Source organism: Streptomyces coeruleorubidus, assembly GCF_028885415.1.
GTDB lineage: Bacteria > Actinomycetota > Actinomycetes > Streptomycetales > Streptomycetaceae > Streptomyces > Streptomyces coeruleorubidus_A.
Map to the genome: position 1 here is coordinate 4,449,827 of NZ_CP118527.1, position 18,892 is coordinate 4,468,718.

Consider the following 18,892-nt stretch of genomic DNA (forward strand, 5'->3'; position numbering starts at 1 on the left):
CGGGGTGATCGGCGCGCCTAGGGTGCGCGCATGACAACGACGGGCCCTCGCCTCGAAGAGATCTCCGCCGCGAACCTCGACGCCGCGCTCGGCATCCGCGTCCGCCCCGACCAGGAGCACGCGGTCTCCCCGGTCGTGAAGTCCCTGGCCGAGGCCTATGCGCATCCCGGCGTCGCCTGGCCCCGCCTGATCGTCGACGGCGACCGCCCGGTCGGGTTCCTCATGGCCTTCTTCGACATCGACTGGTACGAGGACGGCAGCGTGCTGCGCTCGGGCCTGTGGCGGCTGAACATCGCCGCCGGGGAGCAGGGCAGGGGGTACGGTCGTTTCGCCGTCGAGTCGGTCGCCGACGAGCTGCGCCGGCGCGGCACCAAGCAGCTCTACGTCACCTGGCATCCCGGTCCCGACGGCCCCGAGGGCTTCTACCTGGGGCTCGGCTTCCGCCCCAACGGAGAGACCAGCGAAGACCAGACGGTCGGGGTCCTGGACCTGGCCTAGCCCCAGTTGCGCGGGGAGCGGCCCCGCTTGGTCTCCGAGCGCTGCTTCTTCTCGCGCAGCCGCCGCTCGTTGATGCCCCGGGGGATCCGGGTCGGCCTGCGGGGCTTGGGCGGGGGTGCGGTGGCCTCGGCCAGGAGCGCGGCGAGGCGTACGGCGGCGGCCTCGCGGTTGCGCCACTGGGACCGGTGCTCGGAGGACCGTACGGTGACGACTCCGTCGACCAGGCGCCCGGCCAGCCGCTCCAGCGCCCGCTGCTTCCACACCTCGGGCAGCGCCTCGGTCCGCGCCAGGTCGAAGCTGAGCTCGACCTTCGAGTCACTGGTGTTGACGTGCTGTCCGCCAGGCCCCGACGACCGCGAGAAACGCCACATGAGCTCGGCCTCGGGCAGGGAGACGGAGCCGCGGATGACGTGGGGACCAGACATGCCGTACATGTTCCCGCTCCTGTCCGGTCCACGTCATCCGAATAATCGCGGGCAAAGAAAGTAAAGGACCTGGAACCTCGTGTACCCCTCTCCACGTTCATGGGGGTAGCTGTAGCTTCTTTGCCGTACGTACACGAGGGAAGGGACTCCCAACAATGGCTGTAAGCCTGTCCAAGGGTGGCAACGTCTCGCTCACCAAGGAGGCTCCGGGCCTGACCGCTGTCACCGTGGGCCTCGGCTGGGACGTCCGCACCACCACCGGCACGGACTTCGACCTCGACGCGTCCGCGATCGCGGTCAACAACCAGGGCAAGGTCTACTCGGACGCCCACTTCGTCTTCTTCAACAACAAGCAGACCCCGGACAACACGATCGTCCACACCGGCGACAACCGCACGGGTGAGGGCGCCGGCGACGACGAGGCGATCAACGTCAACCTCGCCGCCCTCCCGGCCGACATCGACAAGATCGTCTTCCCGGTGTCCATCTACGACGCCGAGAACCGCTCGCAGAACTTCGGCCAGGTCCGCAATGCCTACATCCGCATCGTCAACCAGGCCGGCGGCGCCGAGATCGCCCGCTACGACCTGTCGGAGGACGCCGCCACGGAGACGGCCATGGTCTTCGGCGAGCTGTACCGCAACGGCGCGGAGTGGAAGTTCCGCGCGGTCGGCCAGGGCTACGCCTCGGGCCTGGTCGGCATCGCCCAGGACTTCGGCGTGAACGTCTGACGGACGCCCTCACGCGCGGCAGAAGCCCCCGGCGCCGGTCAGTCGGCCCGGGGGCTTCCCCGTCCTCACCCCGCCCGCGATACGTTCCCGACGTGATCCTCGACCCCCTGCTCCCGCCACCCCTCGGCCACCCCCTCCCCGAACCCCTCCTCACGGAACTCACGGCCCTCCACGCCTCCAACCACGCCTTCCACACCCTCACCGGCGACTTCCCCGACCCCCACGACATCCGCCCCGAGCAGGTGGCACACGCCCTGTCGGAGGAATGGAGCCGGCCTGGCACCGACGTCCTGCTCGCCCGCAGCTTCGGCCACCTGACCGGGATGGCGATCACCCTCGCCCACCACCCCGACCCCACCGACCCGGACCCGTGGATCGGCCTCCTGCTGGTGGACGCGAGCCTGCACGGCCAGGGCCACGGCCGCCGCCTGGCCACCCTCGTGGAGGACCGCTTGCGCGCAGCGGACCGCACCGCCGTACGCCTCGCCGTCCTCGACAACAACCCGAAGGCCCTGGCCTTCTGGACCGCCCTCGGCTACGAGGTCATCGACCATCGCGAGGACCGGCAACTGGAGCGTCCCTGCGCGGTGCTCCGCAAGGCACTCACTGCGTCCTAGCGCGCCCTCACGCCCGCTCCGGCTTCCCCTCCCCGTACAGCCAGTCCTCCCAGATGGCCTCGAAGTCCTTCCCGGGCGCCCGCTTCTCGACGTACGCCGTGAAGTCGGCCGTGTCGGCGTTCCCGTGGCGACGGTCCGCCGCCCAGCCCCGGAGGATGTCGCCGAACGCCTCGTCGCCGACGGTCTGGCGGACCTTGTGGAGGACCATGGCGCCGCGCTGGTAGACGGGGGCTCCGGAGATGTGCGCGGCGTCCACGGGTTTCGCGGGCGGGAAGGACCAGAGGTCCTTGTAGGTCTTCTCGCCGTGGTCGTACAGCGCGTCGAAGGTCTCCTGCGCCGTCTCGCCGCCGTGGTCCTCCTGCCACAGCCACTCCGCGTACGTCGCGAAGCCCTCGTTGAGCCACATGTCCCGCCAGCTCTGCGGCGTCACGGAGTCGCCGTACCACTGGTGGGCGAGTTCGTGGACGAGGAGCGTGATGTCGGGGGCGCCGGGGAAGACGGGGCGGCTCTGGGTCTCCAGGGCGTAGCCGATGTCCGCCGCGCGGTCGACGATCGCGCCCGTGGAGGAGAAGGGGTACGGGCCGAATCGCCGCTCCGCCCAGCGCAGGACCTCGGGGATACGCGCGAGCACCGCGCGGCTCCCCTCCTTCTCCGCCGGGTCGACGGCCGTGTACACGGGCAGACCGTCCCGGGCGGTGGACCGGCTGATCCCGAAGTCGCCGATCGCCAGTGTGGCGAGGTAGCTCGCCATCGGCTCGGCGGTGCGCCAGGTGAAGGCCGTGCGGCCTCGCGCGGTCGTCTCGCTGCGCAACTCCCCGTTGGACACGGCCCGCAGCCCCTGCGGCACGGTCACCGTGAGGTCGTACGCCGCCTTGTCGGAGGGGTGGTGATTGCCGGGGAACCACGCCATCGACCCGGCGGGCTCGCCCAGCGCGAGCGCCCCGTCCGTCGTGCGCAGCCAGCCCTCCTGGGAGCCGTCCGGGTCGGTGACGGTCTCGGGCGCCCCGGAGTAGCGGACCGTCACGCGGAACGTCTCGTCCCGGTCGATGTCCTCGCCCGGACGGACGGTGAGCTCCTGCCCGGCACGGTTCCAGCGGGCGGTCTCGCCGCCGACGGTGACGTTCCCGACCTCCAGGCCGAGCAGGTCGAGGTTGAAGGCGGACAGGGCCTTGGTGGCCCGGGCGGTGAGGGTGGCCGTGCCGGTGAGGCGGTGTGCGTCCGGGTCGTAGTCGAGGCGCAGGCCGTAGTGGGTGACGTCGTAGCCGCCGTTGCCGGCCCTCGGGAAGTACGGGTCGCGTACGCCGGAGCCGCCCGGGGTGCCGTGGACTCCGCCGCCGCACGCGGTGAGGGCGAGGGCGCCGACGAGCAGGGCAGGGACAAGACGTACAGATCGGGCCACGGTCGCGATCCTACGGGCGCGTGACACCATCACATCCGTGCTCGACATCGGCTACGCCCTCTCCAACCGCTTCCCCGACCCGCCGCAGACCGACTACCGCCGCGCGGACGTCCACGCCCTGCGGCACGACCTGTTCTGCGGTGACGTCTACCTGGCGGACACCGAGCAGGACCGGGAGGTGTCCACAGCCTGGGGATGGGTGCCGGTGCTCGACTTCGCGTGGGCGCTGTGCGACATCGTGGAGCGGATCGACCGGGACCCGGCGGGCTCCCGGGCGTCCCGGCCGCAGCGGGCGGAGCTGGACTTCACCGAGTCGACCGACCGGATGCTCTTCGAGCGCCGCTTCGGGTGGGTGGACATCGAGGCCGACTGGATGCCGGCGGAGGAAGCTCCCCTGACCTTCTCCCACGCCGAACTGCGCCGCGAGGCCCGCGACTTCCTGCACGACCTGCTGGCCGATCTCACCGACCTGCACGAGGACCTCGCCGAGAACCCGGCGATCTGGACACTGCAGGCGCGCTTCCCCAGGGTCCCGTGACAGCTGCCGACGCGGCGGTGCCGCTCGCTGCGGGGCTGTCAGTCCTCCACCCGGATCCCCCACTGCATCGCCAGCACCGGCGCCAGGTCCAGCAACTGGGTCGTACTGATCACCGCCCCGGCCAGCCGGTCCAGCCCCCGGCTGATCTCCAGTGACACGGCCCCGCGCAGGTCGACGTCCTTGAGGGTCGCCGCGTGCAGGTCGGCGCCCTTCAGCGCGCAGTCCACGAACTCCACGCGCTCCAGGCGGGCGCCGCCGAAGTCCGGCTCGACAAGGACGCAGCCCTCGAAGACGACGTCCCTGAGCCGGGCCATGCGCAGGTTCAGATAGTCGATCTTGCCGCCGCGGATCAGCACCCGCTCCAGCACCGCCGCGTGCAACTGGGTGCCGCCCAGGCGGGCGTCGATCAGCTCGACGTCGCGCAGCGTCGCCTCGGCGAGGTTGGTGCCGACGCCCCGCACACTCGTGAGGGACGAGTCCAGGACGGAGGCGTGCCGCAGCCGGACCTCGTCCAGCGCGCACTCCGTCAGGGCGCAGTCCATGAAGCGGGACCCCGATCCGTCCTGCCCCGCGAAATCCGCCTCCCGGAACTCCAGCCCGTCGTAGTCCCCGTCCGGCGCCAGCTCGCCGCCCGTGAAGGGCTCCAGCTTCGGCAGCCGGATCTCCGGCCGCCGCGCGGCCTTCACCCCCGTACCGCCCGCACCCCTACCGCCCGCCGTACTCCTCGCCATGCGCCCATGCTGCATCACACCACTGACAACAGCCCCTGACCTGCGAGGTAGCTGGCCATGTCACATTCCGGGGCCGTCGACCGGTCGTACTCCCAGAAGAGTGTCGTCGAGCCCAGGGAGACCTCAGCCATGCACCGCATCACCGTCATCGGCGGCGGCTTCGCCGGACTGACCGCCGCCATCACCGCCGCCGAGGCGGGCGCCAAGGTCACCATCCACGAAGCCCACCACACCCTCGGCGGCCGGGCGCGCACCGCCGAGGGTCCGTACCGCACGAACGAGGGCCCGCACGCCCTCTACAGCGGCGGCCCGCACTGGGCCTGGCTCAAGCAGCGCGGCCTCATCGGGCCGCTCGCCCCGATCCCGCCCCTGGAGGCCGCCCGGCTACGGCTGCGGCACCACGGCGTGCTGCGCCGCACCCCGCCCTTCCCGATGCTGAAGCTGCTGCGCCGGACCGCGGAGCAGGCGCCCGTGGACGTCGACTTCCTGACCTGGGCGACCGGCGTCGCGGGCGAGGAGGGGGCCCGGGCCGCCGCCCACTACTCCGCCGTCGCCCTCTTCCACCACGACCCCGGCTCCCTGTCGGCCGCGTTCGTGCAGGAGCGCCTGCGCCGCGCCACCAAGCTGCCGCCCGAGGCGCACTACCCGCGCGGCGGCTGGGCCAGCCTCATCGACCGGATGGCCGCCCGCGCCTGGAACCTGGGCGTCCGGATGGAGACCCTGTCCCGGGTCGACAGGCTCCCCACCGACACCCCGGTCGTCGTCGCCACCTCCCTCGACGCCGCCCGGCGCCTGCTCGGCGACGACTCCCTGACCTGGCCGAGCGGCCGTACCGTCCTCGTCGACCTCGCCGTACGGACGCGGCGCGGGGACGCGTTCGCGGTCTCCGACCTGGACGCACCCGGCTGGCTGGAACGGTTCACCGCCCAGGACCGCGGCCTCGCCCCGGCAGGCGAGCAGCTGATACAGGGTCAGATCCCCATCGCGCCCCACGAGTCCAAGTCCGACGGCGCCGCCCGCGCCGAGCAGCTGCTCGACCTGGGCTTCCCGGGCTGGCGCGGGCGCGTCACCTGGCGGCGCGAGGCCGTCGCGAACGGCCGTACGGGCGCGGTCGATCTGCCCGGCACCAGCTGGCGCGACCGGCCCGCCGTGGACCGGGGCGACGGTGTCTACCTCGCCGGCGACCAGGTCGCGGCCCCGGGCGTGCTGTCGGAGGTCTCCTTCAACAGCGCCCTGACGGCGGTGTCGTTGGCCCTCGGCCGGCGGGAGCTTGACCTCAAGCAAGCTTGAGGTTGAAGGCTGGGCTCAGACCACCACGACATGAGGAGCCCCGATGCACGCCATCCGCCTGCACGCCTTCGGCCCGGCCGAGAACCTCACCTACGAGCAGGTCGAGGACCCCCGGCCGGGCCCCGGCCAGGTCCGTGTCGCCGTACGGGCGGCGGGCGTCCACCTCCTGGACACGGCCCTGCGCGAGGGCATGCAGGGACCGGCGCCCGAGCCGACGCCTCTGCCCACCGTCCCCGGCCGCGAGGTCGCCGGGGTCGTCGAGTCCCTGGGCGAGGGCGTCGCGGACCTGTGGCTCGGCAAGCGGGTCGTCGCCCACCTCGGCTTCGTCCCCGGCGGCTACGCCGAACTGGCCGTCACCGAAGCGGAACGCATGCACGAGATCCCGCAGAACCTGGACTTCGGCGAGGCCGTCGCCATGATCGGCACGGGCCGTACGACGATGGGGATCCTGCAGTTCGCCGAGCTCGGCCCCGACTCGGTGGCCATCGTCCCGGCCGCGGCCGGCGGCATCGGCACGCTCCTCGTGCAGTACGCCAAGAACGCCGGCGCCACCGTCGTCGGCCTCGCGGGCGGGCCGGAGAAGGTCGCCCGGGTGCAGGCGGGCGGCGCCGATCTCGCCGTCGACTACAAGGACCCGGCCTGGCCCGCGAAGGTCCGTGCCCACCTCGGCGGCCGGGCCGCGACCGTGGTCTTCGACGGCGTCGGCGGCGACGTGACCCGCGAGGCCGTCGCCCTGCTCGGCCCCGGCGGCAAGCACGTAGTCTTCGGCTGGTCCGCCGAGGGCATCCACGACGGCGAGCCCTACCTCGTCGACGGCGTCTCCGAGCAGGTCCTCGGGCCCGTCATGCTCGGGAAGGCCGGCGGCCCCGACCCCGTACGCACCCTCGAACTGCGTGCCCTGGCCGAGGCCGCCGCCGGCCGGCTCACCCCGGCCGTACAACGCTTCCCGCTGCGCGAGGCCGCGGCCGCGCACCGCGCGCTGGAGACTCGGGGGACGATCGGAAAGCTGGTCCTGGAGCCATGACGCGAGGGAGCCGGTGACGCGAGGGCCGGGCAGCCGCAGGGGCCCTCTGCCGCTGCCCCGGCCCTGGCCGCCTCCCCAGCCCTGGCCCCGGCCCCAGGCCCCGGCCCCAGGCCCAGCCCCGGCCAAGCGGAAACCCGGCCCGGGTTAATTCACATGCCCCACCCGGCGTACCCCGACTACCGTGCCAGCCGTGATCGACATTCCCCGGGAACTGGCGGCATCACAGGAGAAGTACAACGGCGAGGCGGGCCGCGCCTTCATCGAGGAACTGCCGGACCTGACGGCCGGCTTCCTCGACCGCTGGGCACTGAAGCCCGACGGACCGCCCATGCACGGCGTGTCCGCCCTGGTCCTCCCGGTCGTCCGCGCCGACGGCGGCCCCGCGGTCCTCAAGCTCCAGATCCTCGACGAGGAGAGCGAAGGCGAACCGGTCGCGCTGCGCGCCTGGGACGGCGACGGAGCCGTCCGTCTCCTCGACCACGACGAGCCCACCGGCACGATGCTGCTGGAACGCCTCGACGAGACCCGCATGCTCTCCCACGTCCCGGACACCCACCAGGCCGTCGTCACCATCGCGGAACTCCTGGCCCACCTCACCTCCTTCCCCGCCCCGCCCGGCATGCGCCGCCTCGGCGAAATCGCCCGGGCCATGCTCGACCAGACCCCGTGGGCACTCGACCGCATCCCGGACCCCGAGGCCCGCCGCCTCGTCGCCGACTGCGCCGCCGCCGTACGCGAGGTCGTCGACGAACCGGGCGACCGGCTCCTGCACTGGGACCTGCACGACGAGAACGTCCTCGCCTCCGACCGCGCCCCCTGGCTCGCCATCGACCCCAAGCCCCTCGCCGGCGACCCCGGCTTCGAACTGTGGCCGGCCATCGACAACCGCTACGACCCCGACGACATCCTCTGGCGCTTCGACGCCATGACCGACGTCCTCGCCCTGGACCGCCCCCGCGCCCGCGCCTGGACCCTCGGCCGCCTCCTGCAGAACGCCCTGTGGGACATCGAGGACGGCCGCCCCCTGGACGACGACCAACTCGAGATCGCCCGCCGCCTGCGCGGCCACGCCGGCTGACCCGTGCCGTCGTTCCTCCCCGGCCTGGAACTCTCCCGCCGCTTCTACACCGAGGCCGTACGCCCCCTCCTGGACGAGGCCCTCCCCGGCATCCCCCACTCCGCCGCCCGCCTCGGCAGCGGCTCCGAGGTCCTCGGCTACGACACCCCACGCTCGGCCGACCACGAGTGGGGCCCACGCCTCCAGCTCTTCCTGCGCCCCGAGGACGCCGAGACCCACGGCCCCCGCCTCACCGCCCTCCTCTCCCACCGCCTCCCGAAGACCTTCCTCGGCCACCCCACCCACTTCGCCCGCACCGGCGACGACCCGGGCACCGACATCCGCGTCATGACCGGCACCGACGGCCCGGTCCACCACCGCGTCGACATCACGGACCCCGCCACCTGGTTCACGGACCAGCTCGGCTTCGATCCGGCCCAGGGCGTCACCACGGCGGACTGGCTGGCCACGCCCACCCAGCGCCTGGCCGAGGCCACCGCGGGCGCCGTCTTCCACGACGGCCTGGACCGGCTCGCCCCGGCCCGCACCGCCCTGCGCTGGTACCCGCACGAGACCTGGCTGTACGTCCTTGCCTGCCAGTGGAAACGCGTCTCCCAGGAGGAGGCCTTCGTAGGCCGCTGCGGCGAGGTGGGCGACGAACTCGGCTCCGCGATCGTGGCCGCCCGCCTGACCCGCGACCTGATGCGCCTGAGCCTCCTCATGAACCGCCGCTACCCGCCCTACAGCAAGTGGCTCGGCACCGCTTTCACCGCGACCCCCCGGGGCGCGGCGCTCACCCCCACCCTGACCGCAGCGCTGGCGGCCCCCGACTGGCACACCCGCGAGCACCACCTCAAGCACGCCTACGAGGCGATCGCCGCCCACCACAACGACCTCGCGATCACGGTCCCCGTCGACCCCACCACCCGCCCGTACCACAGCCGCCCGTTCCAGGTCCTCCACGCGGAACGCTTCACAGCGGCACTCCGCGCCCGCATCACGGACCCGCGCCTCCGCTCCCTGCCCGACACCGGCGCGATCGACCAGTGGGTGGACAGCACCGATGCCCTGAGCGACGTCCGGAACAGAAAAAAGCCCGGGCCAGAGACGATCTGACCCGGGCTTCCACTGGAGCCCCCTGCCGGATTCGAACCGACGACCTACGCATGACAAGGTGTCCGATCTTGGGTCGGCGGTGTTTGGCGGACGCCAACGGACTCCACGGGAATCAGGGCGCCGCACCGAAGCAGCAAAGGCCCGGATCACTCCGCAACGATGTGTGCGCTCGGCAGCTGCCTACTTGGCTAGTTCATCGATCCGCCAACCAACGATTCCGGACGATCCCGCAAGACCATCGACATCGATCTCGAGCTGTGCCGGGGCATCCGTAATACGTTGACGGACTGGGACACTGTCGCACGCCACCGTCTGCCGCGCTGGGCGCTTCACAGTCACGGTGAGGCGGACCTCCCCTGCTCCCGAGCAGACAACCGCCAGTGTGTAGGACTTGCCGTTCGACAGGACCGGGCGAGTGTGGATTCCGTCGCTTGTGCGTTCCAATCCCGACTCTACGAACAGGTCGTCGGTGTCGTCCGCCTCTCCGATTCCCAGCGCCTCTTCCGCCTGCTTCTCCAGAACCTTCGTCCGGTCACTCGTTGCAGAGGGGGAAGCGCTCGGTTTGGGATCCTTTGATGGCTCTCCTCTGTCCTCAGATCCGCTACTGCATCCAACGATGAAAGCAACAGACAAGATCGGCACGAGGAAGTTTGCACCGAGACGTGCGAGCCGTTGACCGTGGATCATGTCCGGGTTTCCCAGTAACGCCATCCGACCTCCTTGGTCGGCAACTTCACGGTACCGGACCCAAGCTTCTTCTTGCCGCAGCGGTTGGCGCTCGTTTCATACTTGGTCCAGCTGTACTTCTCACCCCACGTTCCGTACTGCAAGTGCCCATAATGCCCGCTTTTGATGTTGCGGGAGTATCTGTGCCCTGTCGAGATGCCGACCTCGGCAATCACCTTGGCGCCAAATTCCGCCTTGGCCTTCGGCGAGGAGGACGCCGGCCTCGGCCGATATGGTCCCGCTCAACTCGAGCCCGATCTTGCCGGATTTCACGACCTCCCGTTCCACCAGGACGGGATGTGGTAGTGCTTCTTCCGACCCGAGAGCGCGTACCACTTCTTATAGGGATTGTCGCAACGCTCTATCCCTATATCACCCTCGCCTGTCACTTCCGGAAGAGCGTTGAGCTCCTTCTCGGCGGCCATCTCATGGACCGACATCACAGGACCCTCGACCGCACTGCTGCTCGTCTCCTGGGTAACAATTTGGTCTGGCGAGACTTCCTCAGGAGCTGTACCAGCGGGTTCCTCAACCGCATAGGAAGTAACGGACATCGTTGCCCCGAGTGCCAGAACTATGGCGGAAACGAGTAAGCGTCGCATCGGTGCTCTACGCAAGTGGATTCCCCTTGCCGCCCGGGTTGGCGGGATGAGTGGAATATATGGCGTTGCTGCTGCGTCAGTCCGCCATAAGTTGATCTACTGAGGGAAACTTGAGGTTGGAGGAGCAGTTGATTCAGAACCCCAGCGGCTGGTGCTGCCCCGTGTCGAGCCCGTCACCCCCGACCAGGCAGCCAGAGAGGGATCAACTCATCCACGAGCGTCAGGGACCAGAGCCCGCACGCCGAACGGATACTCGCCCTGCGCGTCACCCTCGGCGAGCGCCTATCCGCCGCTGGTCGTCTGCCATAAGACATCGCCCGCTTGCTCCTCCACAGTGGTGAGCCACTGCGCATGGCGTTCGCCGACTTCGCCACCACTCGCCCTGGCGCCACTGGACGCCATGGCTGCACAGCAGGCCAACCCTCGAGGAACCTTCCTGAAGATTACCGACGCGCTGAAGACCGGATCGAGGCTGACCCGCACGCGACGGTACTTCCGTCCGCTCGCCACAACGACTGGACATGGAGCGGCCCCGGCTGGCGTCGGGGGAGGCGCCAGGCCGGGGCCGCAGGAATCGTCACCGGTGCGATCGGCGGAACGCCGGTGACGGTGGCTCAGTGCCGCCTGGAGTACGGCGCGGTCTGGGTCGGGGCAGACCGGCAGTACGTCTTGCACACGTAGATCGTGGTGCCCGAACCAGTCGGCGCAGCCATGTTGATCGGCTCGGCGTCATCGTCCTTCAGCGGCTCGTTGCAGCGAGCGCAATACGTCGCTGTCACAGCCGCCCCCTCCGGATGACCAGGCGCCGCAGCGCGACACCGACCTCGCAGGAGGTTTCCTGCACGATCCCGTCCACGACGGTCTCCTCGGTCCGGCCGCACTGCTCGCAGTCCTCCATGCAGTGGCCGAACAGCCTCTCGTAGGCCGCGTGCGCCACGTGCTCGGGGCAGCCGCGCGGGTGCCAGTCGTACTCGCCGTCCAGACGCTTCATGCGGCGCGGCCCGAGGTTGGTTTCGTAGGTGGGAACGGACAACATTTGTCGGCGGTTTCCGGAAGCACTTAGCGATCACTCGGGTCGGAAATGTCGATGAGAAGTGACAACACCGGAGGCCGCAACTGATCCATGCCGTGCGCCTGGGTGAGTTTGATCCAGACGATCGTGGTCCGATACGGGCGGTGCTTGAAGGGCCGGATGGCGGTGGGGAGCCGGCAGTGAAGGGGCATTGCTCAAACTCACAGACGTCGCGCTGCAAGTCGCCGAGCACCCGTCGTTCTTCTCGACCTTGATCTGCCTACCAGGTGACCGGAAGTTCACGCACGCCGTAGACCGTCATGGCCAGCCGCAGTGGCACTTGCTCGGGCGCGACAGTGAGACGTAGTGCCGGGAAGCGGCGAAGCAGTGCGGGGAGGGCGATGCGCATTTCGGCGCGGGCCAGTCGCTGCCCGAGGCACCGGTGGAGGCCGTGACCGAACGCGAGGTGTCCGGCCGTGGAGCGGGTGAGGTCAAGCGCGTCCGGGTCGGCGAAATGGTCAGCGTCCCGGTTCGCCGCGGACAGTGCGACGGTGACGGACTCGCCGGCCTTGATCAGGCAGCCGTGGAGCTCGATGTCCTCGAGCGCGACGCGGACCACGTGATGGATGATCGTGAGGTAACGCAGCAGCTCCTCGACCACTGCAGGGGCGTCTTCCTCCTTGTCGCGGACCTCGGCTAACTGTGCGGGGTTGGCCAGCAGAGCGAAAGTGGCCAGTGCAAGCATGTGCGCCGTCGTCTCATGCCCGGCGATCAGGAGCAGGAGCACCAGTCCGGCCCTCTCGTCCGCAGTAAGTCCCTCGTGCGCAGCGAGCCCGCTGAGCACGTCTTCCTCAGGCCAGGAACGCTTGTGGCGCAGCAGGTCCCGTAGATATGCCATGAGCTCGCTGACCGCCTCTTGCCGGCGTTCCGGTGTGAGGTCGACGTTCAAGAGCGTGGCGGCGTTCCGCTGGAACCCCTGCCTGTCGGAGTAGGGCACCCCGAGCAGTTCGCCGATCACTTGTGACGGGATCGGCAGCGCGAATGCCTTGAACAGGTCGGCCGGGCCCCCGGCGAGCTCCATCGCGTTCAACTGGTCATTGACGATCGCTTCGATCTCCGGTTCGAGGAGCTTCATCCGGCGCACCGTGAAGTCACTGGTGAGCAACCGCCGATAGTGGTCGTGCTCGGGCGGGTCCATGCGGAGGAAGAACCCCGGCGGCACGGGCACTCTTGCCGGCTGGGCGATCGGTGAGCGCATGTGGTCCGGGCGGACGCTGAACCGGGGATCTGCCAGGATCGCCCGCGCTGCGGCCAAGCCGGTCACCAACCACCCCTGACCACCGTCGGCGTAGGTCATCCGATGGATTGGGCCGAGCCCCTGCCGGCGGCGCAGTTCCTCTGGCGGATCGAACGGGTTCTGGCGGGCCGTGGGCATGACTCCTGCCGGGGACGTGCTCTCCATCGGCCGCTCCTCGGTCGGTACGGACCTCCCGATAAAATAGCACTCGATGCAAAACGTCAATGAATGCAAAATTACATCGCATGCGGTAAGGTGCTGTCGTGACCAGCGACCCAGGGCTGCGCCAGCGGAAAAAGATGCGCACGAGGCAAGCGCTCATCGAAGGCGCCCTGCGATTGTTCGCCGAGAAGGGTTACGACCAGACAACCGTGGCGGAGATCGCGGCCACCGCAGACATCGCGACACGGACCTTCTTCAGCTACTTCGACAGCAAGGACGACATCGTCTTCTTCGACGACAGGTCGCGGCTGGAGCGCGCGGTCGAGATCATCGGAGAACGGCAGCCCGGCGAACCGGTGGCCGACCTGCTGCGGCGCGTCATCGACCAGAGTGTTTTCGCGGACACGGACTCGGAGCTGGCGCGGAAGGTCGGCCCGGCTCGGACCCGGCTGATCGCGTCGGTCCCGGCACTTCAGGCGCGCGAACTGCACCTGCTGTTCGACATCCAGCTACAGCTGACCGAAGCGCTCCACCTCGCTTGCCCCGAGCTGGACCTCGTCGAGGCCGCCGCGGCGGTGGGCTCGCTGGTCGGGGCGATCAAGGTCGTCGTCGTCGCATGCCAAAAGCGGGGCAACCGGCCGGAGCAGACCTACAAAGCCGTTCAAAGGGCCACCGACATCGCGATCGACGGCCTCAACTCGCTCCCCCGCCCGGCTTAGCGCGTTCAGCGCACGCGCACTCGGTCGTGGCACGGATAGCGGGGAACGCAGTCTCTGGCCGGTTTTTGAGGCTCGGACGGGTCAGCCTGAGGCTGCGCTCTGCGCCCGGGCGGCCCGGGTGCTGGCGAGCCGGTAGGAGTCGGTGCCGGTTTCGATGATGTTCCCGCCGAAGGCGAGGCGGTCGACGATGGCCGCGCAAAGCCGCGGATCGGTGAATGTTTTTGTCCACCCCCCGAACGACTCGTTGGAGGCGATGGCGACACTGTTCTTCTCCTCACGCTCCGTCAGCACCTGGAACAGCAGCTCAGCGCCCCTGCGGTCCAGCTCCATGTAGCCGAGTTCGTCTATGCAGAGGAGATCGACGCGCCCGTAGCGGGCGATGGTCTTGGTCAGGATCTTCTCGTCCGCGGCCTCGACCAGCTCGTTGACCAGCTTGGTGGCCAGTGTGTAGCGGACCCGGAAGCCAGCCATGGCGGCCTCGGTGCCGAGCGCGATCAGGAGGTGGGACTTGCCGGTTCCGAAGTCGCCGATCAGGCAGAGCGGCAGTCCTTTCTTGACCCATTCGCAGGTGGCCAGGGTGTGGATGACGGCTGGGTCGATGTTCGGGTTGGCGTCGAAGTCGAAGGCCCTGATCGACTTCTCCCGCGGGAACTGCGCCGCCTTGATGCGTCGTTCGGAGCGGCGGCGGGCCCGGTCGTCGCACTCGGCCATCAGCAGTTCGGCGAGGAAGCCGCGATACGACATCTGGTCGCGGGCGGCGGCTTCGGCCAGTTCGGGGAACTGGGCCCGGATGGTGGGCAGCCTCAGCATGCGGCATGCCTGGTCGACGGCGGCGGTGGCGGCCTGTTCGGTCAGCCCTCGGTGTCGTTTGAGTGTCACGGCATCTCTCCCTGGATGGCGGGGCGGTCGGCCGGCTGCCGTGCTCGCAGCAGCTGGTCGTAGGCCGCGACCGAGGGCAGCGGCCGGGCGTCGGGCGGCAGCTGGGCAAGCCGCCGTTCGGTCAGCGAGGTCACGTTCGTCCGTTCCGGCTCCGCAGGGACGACAGGAGCCGCGACCTCGTCGGCTTCGGCCGCCTTCCGCGCCTCCAGGGCGACCGCGTCCGCGGTCAACGCGCCGGCCCTGAGCGCGGAGGCGAGCCCGGCGACCAGGTGTTCGTGGGGGACGTGGCGGCCCATCAGCAGGACTTCGATCAGGGCCCGGGTGCCGTCCCGCTCGCCGTGGACGGCCTTCGCCGCCTCCCACCAGGCGTCATGGACCGGCGTGAACTTCCCTGCGGAACGGGCCTGTTCGAGGGCGGTGGCCCCGGGAAACGCTCCGGGCTTGCGGACCAGGGCTTCCAGGTAGTGATCCAGATCCAGCCGAGTCTGTCCCTTGGCGATCAGCCGTTCGTGGCGGGCGACCTCCTGCTGGCCGTCGTAGACCACCAGCTCGGACGCGTGCAGCATTGCCCGGAGCGTCCGGCCGATCAGCCGCACCGGCACCGAGTAGCGGTTGGTGCGGACGCTGATCTGGCTGAAGCGGTCGACCCGCAGGCTGAACAACCGCCCGGTCTCGAAGGGTTCGTCCGGTAACGGCTGCAGCAGTGGCCGTTCGACGGCGAAGTACTCGCTCACCGGCCGCGGCCGGGTCGCGTTTCTCCAGATAACCCGCGAGAAGTTGGAGGTCGTTGGTGTCCACACGCAGACCATCCCAACAGCGCGAGCGGCGCGGGATATGACAACCTATGACAGGGAGTTGATCATGCGGACCGTGGCGATTACCGGCACCCGGAACACTGGGCACCGAAGCCTAGACGAGTACGCCACCCTGTTCCGGGACCACCTTGGCCCCTTCTCCCGCAACGCTCACTTCTACATCGGGGGCGCCAAGGGCATCGACTCCCTGTCCCTGCTGTGGCTGGCCGGTAACACGGACGCCGACCTTACGGTCGTGGTCCCCGGCACCCTCGACCAGCAGCCGGCCGAGGCCCGCCAGGCAATCGCCCGAGTCCGTGACCGCATCAAAGAGATTGTCGAGCTGCGGGCCCGAGAGCTGAAGACGCCGGCGTTCCACGCCCGCAACCGTTGGATGGTCGACCGCAGCGGCATGACGGCCGGCTTCCCGCACCACGCCGAACCGGCCTCGGGTACGTGGCAGACCCTCAACTACACAGCAGATCAGGGGAAACCACGCCTGATTGTGCCCGTGTAGCCGTCGGCTGCTGCACCATAAGCCGTATGCAGGACAGGGCCGCAGGGTCTGCGGTGCTCAAGAGGCTGCGCAAGCGACGCGGCCTGTCCCTCGCCGCCGCGCGTGCGCTCGTCCAGCTTGCCGGGGACCTGCATCAGCCCGCGCTGCCGGCCGTGGCCAGCGTGCAGCGTTCCGTCGCCCGCTGGGAGGCCGTGAAGCCAGTGATGCCGGACGAGCGGTACCAGCTGCTGCTCGCCCACCTCTACGCCCGCACCCCTGGCGGGTCGCTGGTACTCGGCGCGGGGAGCGACTTCGCCGAGTACCTGAATGCACTCGGTCTGCTGGGCGAGAGTGAACGGCGCACGGCGGAGCTGCGGAGCCTCGTGCTGCGGGCTGCCACGAACGCGGGCGGGGGCATGCTCGCCCTGCTCGCGCCTGGCGTCCAGGCCAGACTGAGCGCGGCCCTCGAGGACCCGTCGCGGTCAGACGAGGACACCATCGATGGGCTGGCATCTGTCGTGGTGGACGTCAACGCAGAGATCGGCAGCCTGCCGATGGTGCGGTTGCAGCTCGTGCTTGCGCCCGCCGTCGAGGCCTCACGGCGCCTGCTCGCAGGGCCCGTGCCCGAGCCCCTGCTCCCGCAGCTGCGGAAGGTCGCTGTGGCCGCTGCCACGCTCGCCGGACGCCTCGCCTTCGAGACACGAGACGATGCGGCGTCCCGAGCGTTGTACGCGGAGGCCACCGGGGAAGCCGGCCGTCTGGCGGAACCGTGGCAGCAGGCCAGCGTCCACATGAGCCACGCTCTCGTCACTCTCTACTCCGCCCAGGGGGGTCTGATGCAGGTTCGGGTGGCAGGTGCAGTCACGCGGCCTGGAGGGCCGGCGTGGTCATGACGGTCTCGAATTCGATGGGGGTCAGCCGGCCGAGCGACGTTTGTCGGCGGCGTCGGTGGTAGGTCCGCTCGATCCAGGTGACGATCGCGATCCGCAGTTCTTCACGGGTAGCCCAGACCCGGCGGTCGAGGACGTTTTTCTGCAGCAGGCTGAAGAAGGACTCCATCGCCGCGTTGTCACCGGCAGCTCCAACCCTCCCTATCGATCCGGCCATCCGGTGACGGTCGAGCGCCCGGACGAACTTCCGGGAGCGGAACTGCGATCCGCGATCGCTGTGCAGAATGCACCCGTCGACGTCTCCACGCCGGGCCACGGCATTGTCCAGGGCGGCCACGGCCAAGCGGGACTTCATCCGCGCATCGATGGAGTAGCCCACGATCCTGTTGCTGAAGGCGTCCTTGATCGCGCAGAGGTAGAGCTTGCCTTCGCCGGTGGCGTGCTCGGTGATGTCGGCAAGCCACAGCCGGTTCGCACAGGTCGAGGTGAAGTCACGGCGGACCAGGTCGTCGTGCACTGGCGGGCCGGTCTTCTTGCCCTTGCCGCGCTTCTTGCCGAACACGCTCCACCAGCGGTTGTCCCGGCAGATCCGCCATGCAGTCCGGTCCGCCATCACGGCCCCCGCGCCGCGCGCTTCGTCGGCGAGGAAGCGGTAGCCGAACTCCGGGTCGTCACGGTGCGCGTCGAACAGCGCGTTCGCGCGATACGCCTCCTCCAGCACGGCATCGGTCACCGGCTGGTCCAGCCAGCGGTAGTAGGGCTGTCTGGCGAGCTTCAGCACCCGGCACGCAACCGTGACGGGCACCCCGTCCCCGGCCAGCTCCTTCACGAGCGGGTAGATCCTTTTCCCGGAAGATGTGCCTGCGACAGGTATGCCGCGGCCCGGCGCAGGACCTCGTTCTCCTGCTCCAGCAGCTTGATCCGCCGACGCGCTTCCCGAAGCTCGGCGCTCTCCTGGCTGGTCGTTCCGGGCTTGCTCCCATCGTCGATGTCCGCGCGGCGCATCCACTTCCACAACGTCATCGGATGGACTCCGAAGTCGGTGGCCACCTGTTCGACCGTCACACCCGGTCCGCGGTTCCTTGCGACCCGCACGACGTCCTGGCGGAACTCTTCCGGATAAGGCTTGGGCACAGCGACATCCTTCCCACCCGCCCCACAGGGCAAGCCAGTTCAGATGTCACCCGATCGTGCATCAGACCCGGGTCTGGATGGGGCACGGCACCTGGTCGATCAGGCCGTCCGCGCGGCGCGAACCGGGGAGAGCTCCCTGATGCGGGCCCGCGCCCACGCCCTCCAGGCAGAGCTGGCCGCGCGGGCCGGGCACGAGCGGCAGGCGCAGACCGCACTGGGGCTTGCTTGGTACGACGTGGAAAAGGGCTTCGAGGGGTTGTGTGAGCTGTACGTCGGGGACGCGGGCGAGGCACACGACCGGTTCGCCCAGGCGGCCGAGGCGCTGAGGGCGCCGCGCGAGCAGGTTCAGCGGGCGATCGTGACCACCGATCAGGCGCTCGCCAGGATCCGGCTGGGCGAACCTCGCGCGGCCGCGGACCTGCTGCACGGTTGTGTGGCCGCCGCGTCCACCACAGGGGGCCGGGTGCCGGCGCTGCGCCTGCGCCGGGCCCGCAGGGAACTGAGGCCGTGGCAGCGGGAGAACTGGGTAGCCGACCTTGACGACCATCTCATGGACGTGCTCGGAGCATGACGGAACGCCCCCCCCGCACGGTCGCCTGCCACCACCTGGTCGCCCACCACGGACTGCGCCGCGGCGAGGGAGTGGGCCAGGACTGGACGAACATCGACTGGGAGACCCGCAAGATCACGGTGGCAAAGGAGATCGTGACGGATGGGTGAACGCCCATCGAGACGGACGCGAAGACGGACGGATC

At 69.7% G+C, this 18,892-nt stretch carries 22 protein-coding genes and 1 tRNA gene; 13 read left to right on the forward strand and 10 right to left on the reverse strand.

Going from position 1 to position 18,892, the window contains the following annotated elements; genetic code table 11:
- Positions 1-30: 30 nt before the first annotated feature.
- The gene (locus PV963_RS20575; protein WP_274817214.1) at positions 31-498 is read left to right on the forward strand and encodes a GNAT family N-acetyltransferase; all 468 of its coding nucleotides are present in this window, start codon (positions 31-33) and stop codon (positions 496-498) included.
- On the opposite strand, the gene arfB is transcribed toward PV963_RS20575, so the two are convergent.
- Positions 495-932 (reverse strand): alternative ribosome rescue aminoacyl-tRNA hydrolase ArfB, encoded by a 438-nt coding sequence (gene arfB, locus PV963_RS20580; RefSeq protein WP_274817215.1) that lies wholly within the window; start codon positions 930-932, stop codon positions 495-497. The genes PV963_RS20575 and arfB overlap by 4 nt on opposite strands.
- Positions 933-1,078: 146 nt before the next feature.
- Between arfB and PV963_RS20585 the strand changes: the two genes are divergently transcribed.
- Positions 1,079-1,654, forward strand: a complete 576-nt coding sequence (locus PV963_RS20585; protein ID WP_274817216.1) for a TerD family protein — start codon at positions 1,079-1,081, stop codon at positions 1,652-1,654.
- Positions 1,655-1,746: 92 nt separating this feature from the next.
- Complete coding sequence (locus PV963_RS20590) at positions 1,747-2,271, forward strand: GNAT family N-acetyltransferase (protein ID WP_274817217.1); 525 nt, start codon at positions 1,747-1,749, stop codon at positions 2,269-2,271.
- A 7-nt stretch (positions 2,272-2,278) separates the two neighbouring features.
- Here the strand turns inward: PV963_RS20590 and PV963_RS20595 are convergent, their stop codons facing one another.
- Positions 2,279-3,700, reverse strand: coding sequence for a M1 family metallopeptidase (locus PV963_RS20595; RefSeq protein WP_425541024.1), 1,422 nt, complete (start codon positions 3,698-3,700; stop codon positions 2,279-2,281).
- Positions 3,701-3,707: 7 nt separating this feature from the next.
- Here PV963_RS20595 and PV963_RS20600 point away from each other — a divergent pair, with 7 nt between their 5' ends.
- On the forward strand, positions 3,708-4,208 hold the full coding sequence (locus PV963_RS20600; RefSeq protein ID WP_274817219.1) for a hypothetical protein: 501 nt from the start codon (positions 3,708-3,710) through the stop codon (positions 4,206-4,208).
- Positions 4,209-4,246: 38 nt separating this feature from the next.
- Here the strand turns inward: PV963_RS20600 and PV963_RS20605 are convergent, their stop codons facing one another.
- Complete coding sequence (locus tag PV963_RS20605; RefSeq protein WP_274817220.1) at positions 4,247-4,939, reverse strand: pentapeptide repeat-containing protein; 693 nt, start codon at positions 4,937-4,939, stop codon at positions 4,247-4,249.
- A gap of 129 nt (positions 4,940-5,068) precedes the next feature.
- On the opposite strand from PV963_RS20605, the gene PV963_RS20610 reads away from it, so the two are divergent.
- The 4 genes from PV963_RS20610 (at position 5,069) to PV963_RS20625 (ending at position 9,426) form a co-directional block, all read left to right on the forward strand.
- Positions 5,069-6,229, forward strand: coding sequence for an FAD-dependent oxidoreductase (locus tag PV963_RS20610; RefSeq protein WP_274822079.1), 1,161 nt, complete (start codon positions 5,069-5,071; stop codon positions 6,227-6,229).
- 43 nt (positions 6,230-6,272) lie between these two features.
- Positions 6,273-7,253, forward strand: coding sequence for a zinc-binding dehydrogenase (locus PV963_RS20615; RefSeq protein WP_274817221.1), 981 nt, complete (start codon positions 6,273-6,275; stop codon positions 7,251-7,253).
- Between the two features lie 181 nt (positions 7,254-7,434).
- Entirely contained in the window at positions 7,435-8,331 is an 897-nt protein-coding gene (locus PV963_RS20620) for an aminoglycoside phosphotransferase family protein (RefSeq protein WP_425540926.1), read from the forward strand.
- 3 nt (positions 8,332-8,334) lie between these two features.
- The gene (locus PV963_RS20625; RefSeq protein ID WP_274817223.1) at positions 8,335-9,426 is read left to right on the forward strand and encodes a DUF4037 domain-containing protein; all 1,092 of its coding nucleotides are present in this window, start codon (positions 8,335-8,337) and stop codon (positions 9,424-9,426) included.
- A gap of 13 nt (positions 9,427-9,439) precedes the next feature.
- Here the strand turns inward: PV963_RS20625 and PV963_RS20630 are convergent.
- The 4 genes from PV963_RS20630 to PV963_RS20645 form a co-directional block, all read right to left on the reverse strand.
- Positions 9,440-9,534: transfer RNA gene (locus PV963_RS20630), tRNA-Leu, on the reverse strand.
- Positions 9,535-9,606: 72 nt separating this feature from the next.
- On the reverse strand, positions 9,607-10,137 hold the full coding sequence (locus PV963_RS20635; RefSeq protein WP_274817224.1) for a hypothetical protein: 531 nt from the start codon (positions 10,135-10,137) through the stop codon (positions 9,607-9,609).
- A gap of 1,392 nt (positions 10,138-11,529) precedes the next feature.
- Complete coding sequence (locus PV963_RS20640; RefSeq protein ID WP_274817225.1) at positions 11,530-11,745, reverse strand: hypothetical protein; 216 nt, start codon at positions 11,743-11,745, stop codon at positions 11,530-11,532.
- 301 nt (positions 11,746-12,046) lie between these two features.
- Complete coding sequence (locus tag PV963_RS20645) at positions 12,047-13,228, reverse strand: cytochrome P450 (protein WP_274817226.1); 1,182 nt, start codon at positions 13,226-13,228, stop codon at positions 12,047-12,049.
- 98 nt (positions 13,229-13,326) lie between these two features.
- On the opposite strand from PV963_RS20645, the gene PV963_RS20650 reads away from it, so the two are divergent.
- Entirely contained in the window at positions 13,327-13,944 is a 618-nt protein-coding gene (locus tag PV963_RS20650; RefSeq protein ID WP_274817227.1) for a TetR/AcrR family transcriptional regulator, read from the forward strand.
- A gap of 81 nt (positions 13,945-14,025) precedes the next feature.
- On the opposite strand, the gene istB is transcribed toward PV963_RS20650, so the two are convergent.
- Positions 14,026-14,823, reverse strand: coding sequence for an IS21-like element helper ATPase IstB (gene istB / locus PV963_RS20655; RefSeq protein ID WP_274817228.1), 798 nt, complete (start codon positions 14,821-14,823; stop codon positions 14,026-14,028).
- Positions 14,820-15,557, reverse strand: coding sequence for a Mu transposase domain-containing protein (locus PV963_RS20660; protein WP_274817229.1), 738 nt, complete (start codon positions 15,555-15,557; stop codon positions 14,820-14,822). Before PV963_RS20660 ends, istB begins: the two co-directional genes overlap by 4 nt.
- 127 nt (positions 15,558-15,684) lie before the next feature.
- On the opposite strand from PV963_RS20660, the gene PV963_RS20665 reads away from it, so the two are divergent.
- Together PV963_RS20665 and PV963_RS20670 are read left to right on the forward strand one after the other, a co-directional pair.
- Positions 15,685-16,134, forward strand: coding sequence for a DNA-processing protein DprA (locus tag PV963_RS20665; RefSeq protein WP_274817230.1), 450 nt, complete (start codon positions 15,685-15,687; stop codon positions 16,132-16,134).
- A 26-nt stretch (positions 16,135-16,160) separates the two neighbouring features.
- The gene (locus tag PV963_RS20670; RefSeq protein ID WP_274817231.1) at positions 16,161-17,006 is read left to right on the forward strand and encodes a hypothetical protein; all 846 of its coding nucleotides are present in this window, start codon (positions 16,161-16,163) and stop codon (positions 17,004-17,006) included.
- Here the strand turns inward: PV963_RS20670 and PV963_RS20675 are convergent.
- A protein-coding gene (locus PV963_RS20675; protein WP_274817232.1) for an IS3 family transposase occupies positions 16,975-18,137 on the reverse strand; the annotation gives its coding sequence in 2 pieces (ribosomal slippage) (positions 16,975-17,850 and positions 17,853-18,137; 1,161 coding nt in all). The genes PV963_RS20670 and PV963_RS20675 overlap by 32 nt on opposite strands.
- A 139-nt stretch (positions 18,138-18,276) precedes the next feature.
- Between PV963_RS20675 and PV963_RS20680 the strand changes: the two genes are divergently transcribed.
- Both PV963_RS20680 and PV963_RS20685 read left to right on the forward strand, forming a co-directional pair.
- Positions 18,277-18,708: a hypothetical protein gene (locus tag PV963_RS20680; protein WP_342456390.1), complete on the forward strand. Its 432-nt coding sequence runs from the start codon at positions 18,277-18,279 to the stop codon at positions 18,706-18,708.
- Positions 18,705-18,857 (forward strand): hypothetical protein, encoded by a 153-nt coding sequence (locus PV963_RS20685; protein WP_274817233.1) that lies wholly within the window; start codon positions 18,705-18,707, stop codon positions 18,855-18,857. The genes PV963_RS20680 and PV963_RS20685 overlap by 4 nt, the downstream gene beginning before the upstream one ends.
- The last annotated feature ends 35 nt before the right edge of the window (positions 18,858-18,892 follow it).

What these genes read in the sequence shown, in the direction of transcription:
- PV963_RS20575 (WP_274817214.1), top strand. Translation starts at nt 31, where the DNA reads ATGACAACGACGGGCCCTCGCCTCGAAGAGATCTCCGCCGCGAACCTC.
- PV963_RS20585 (WP_274817216.1), top strand. Translation starts at nt 1,079, where the DNA reads ATGGCTGTAAGCCTGTCCAAGGGTGGCAACGTCTCGCTCACCAAGGAG.
- PV963_RS20640 (WP_274817225.1), bottom strand. Translation starts at nt 11,745, where the DNA reads ATGAAGCGTCTGGACGGCGAGTACGACTGGCACCCGCGCGGCTGCCCC.
- PV963_RS20645 (WP_274817226.1), bottom strand. Translation starts at nt 13,228, where the DNA reads ATGGAGAGCACGTCCCCGGCAGGAGTCATGCCCACGGCCCGCCAGAAC.
- PV963_RS20685 (WP_274817233.1), top strand. Translation starts at nt 18,705, where the DNA reads ATGACGGAACGCCCCCCCCGCACGGTCGCCTGCCACCACCTGGTCGCC.
- PV963_RS20680 (WP_342456390.1), top strand. Translation starts at nt 18,277, where the DNA reads ATGCGGGCCCGCGCCCACGCCCTCCAGGCAGAGCTGGCCGCGCGGGCC.
- PV963_RS20635 (WP_274817224.1), bottom strand. Translation starts at nt 10,137, where the DNA reads ATGGCGTTACTGGGAAACCCGGACATGATCCACGGTCAACGGCTCGCA.
- PV963_RS20605 (WP_274817220.1), bottom strand. Translation starts at nt 4,939, where the DNA reads ATGGCGAGGAGTACGGCGGGCGGTAGGGGTGCGGGCGGTACGGGGGTG.
- PV963_RS20615 (WP_274817221.1), top strand. Translation starts at nt 6,273, where the DNA reads ATGCACGCCATCCGCCTGCACGCCTTCGGCCCGGCCGAGAACCTCACC.
- arfB (WP_274817215.1), bottom strand. Translation starts at nt 932, where the DNA reads ATGTACGGCATGTCTGGTCCCCACGTCATCCGCGGCTCCGTCTCCCTG.
- PV963_RS20610 (WP_274822079.1), top strand. Translation starts at nt 5,069, where the DNA reads ATGCACCGCATCACCGTCATCGGCGGCGGCTTCGCCGGACTGACCGCC.
- PV963_RS20670 (WP_274817231.1), top strand. Translation starts at nt 16,161, where the DNA reads ATGCAGGACAGGGCCGCAGGGTCTGCGGTGCTCAAGAGGCTGCGCAAG.
- PV963_RS20595 (WP_425541024.1), bottom strand. Translation starts at nt 3,700, where the DNA reads ATGGTGTCACGCGCCCGTAGGATCGCGACCGTGGCCCGATCTGTACGT.
- PV963_RS20665 (WP_274817230.1), top strand. Translation starts at nt 15,685, where the DNA reads ATGCGGACCGTGGCGATTACCGGCACCCGGAACACTGGGCACCGAAGC.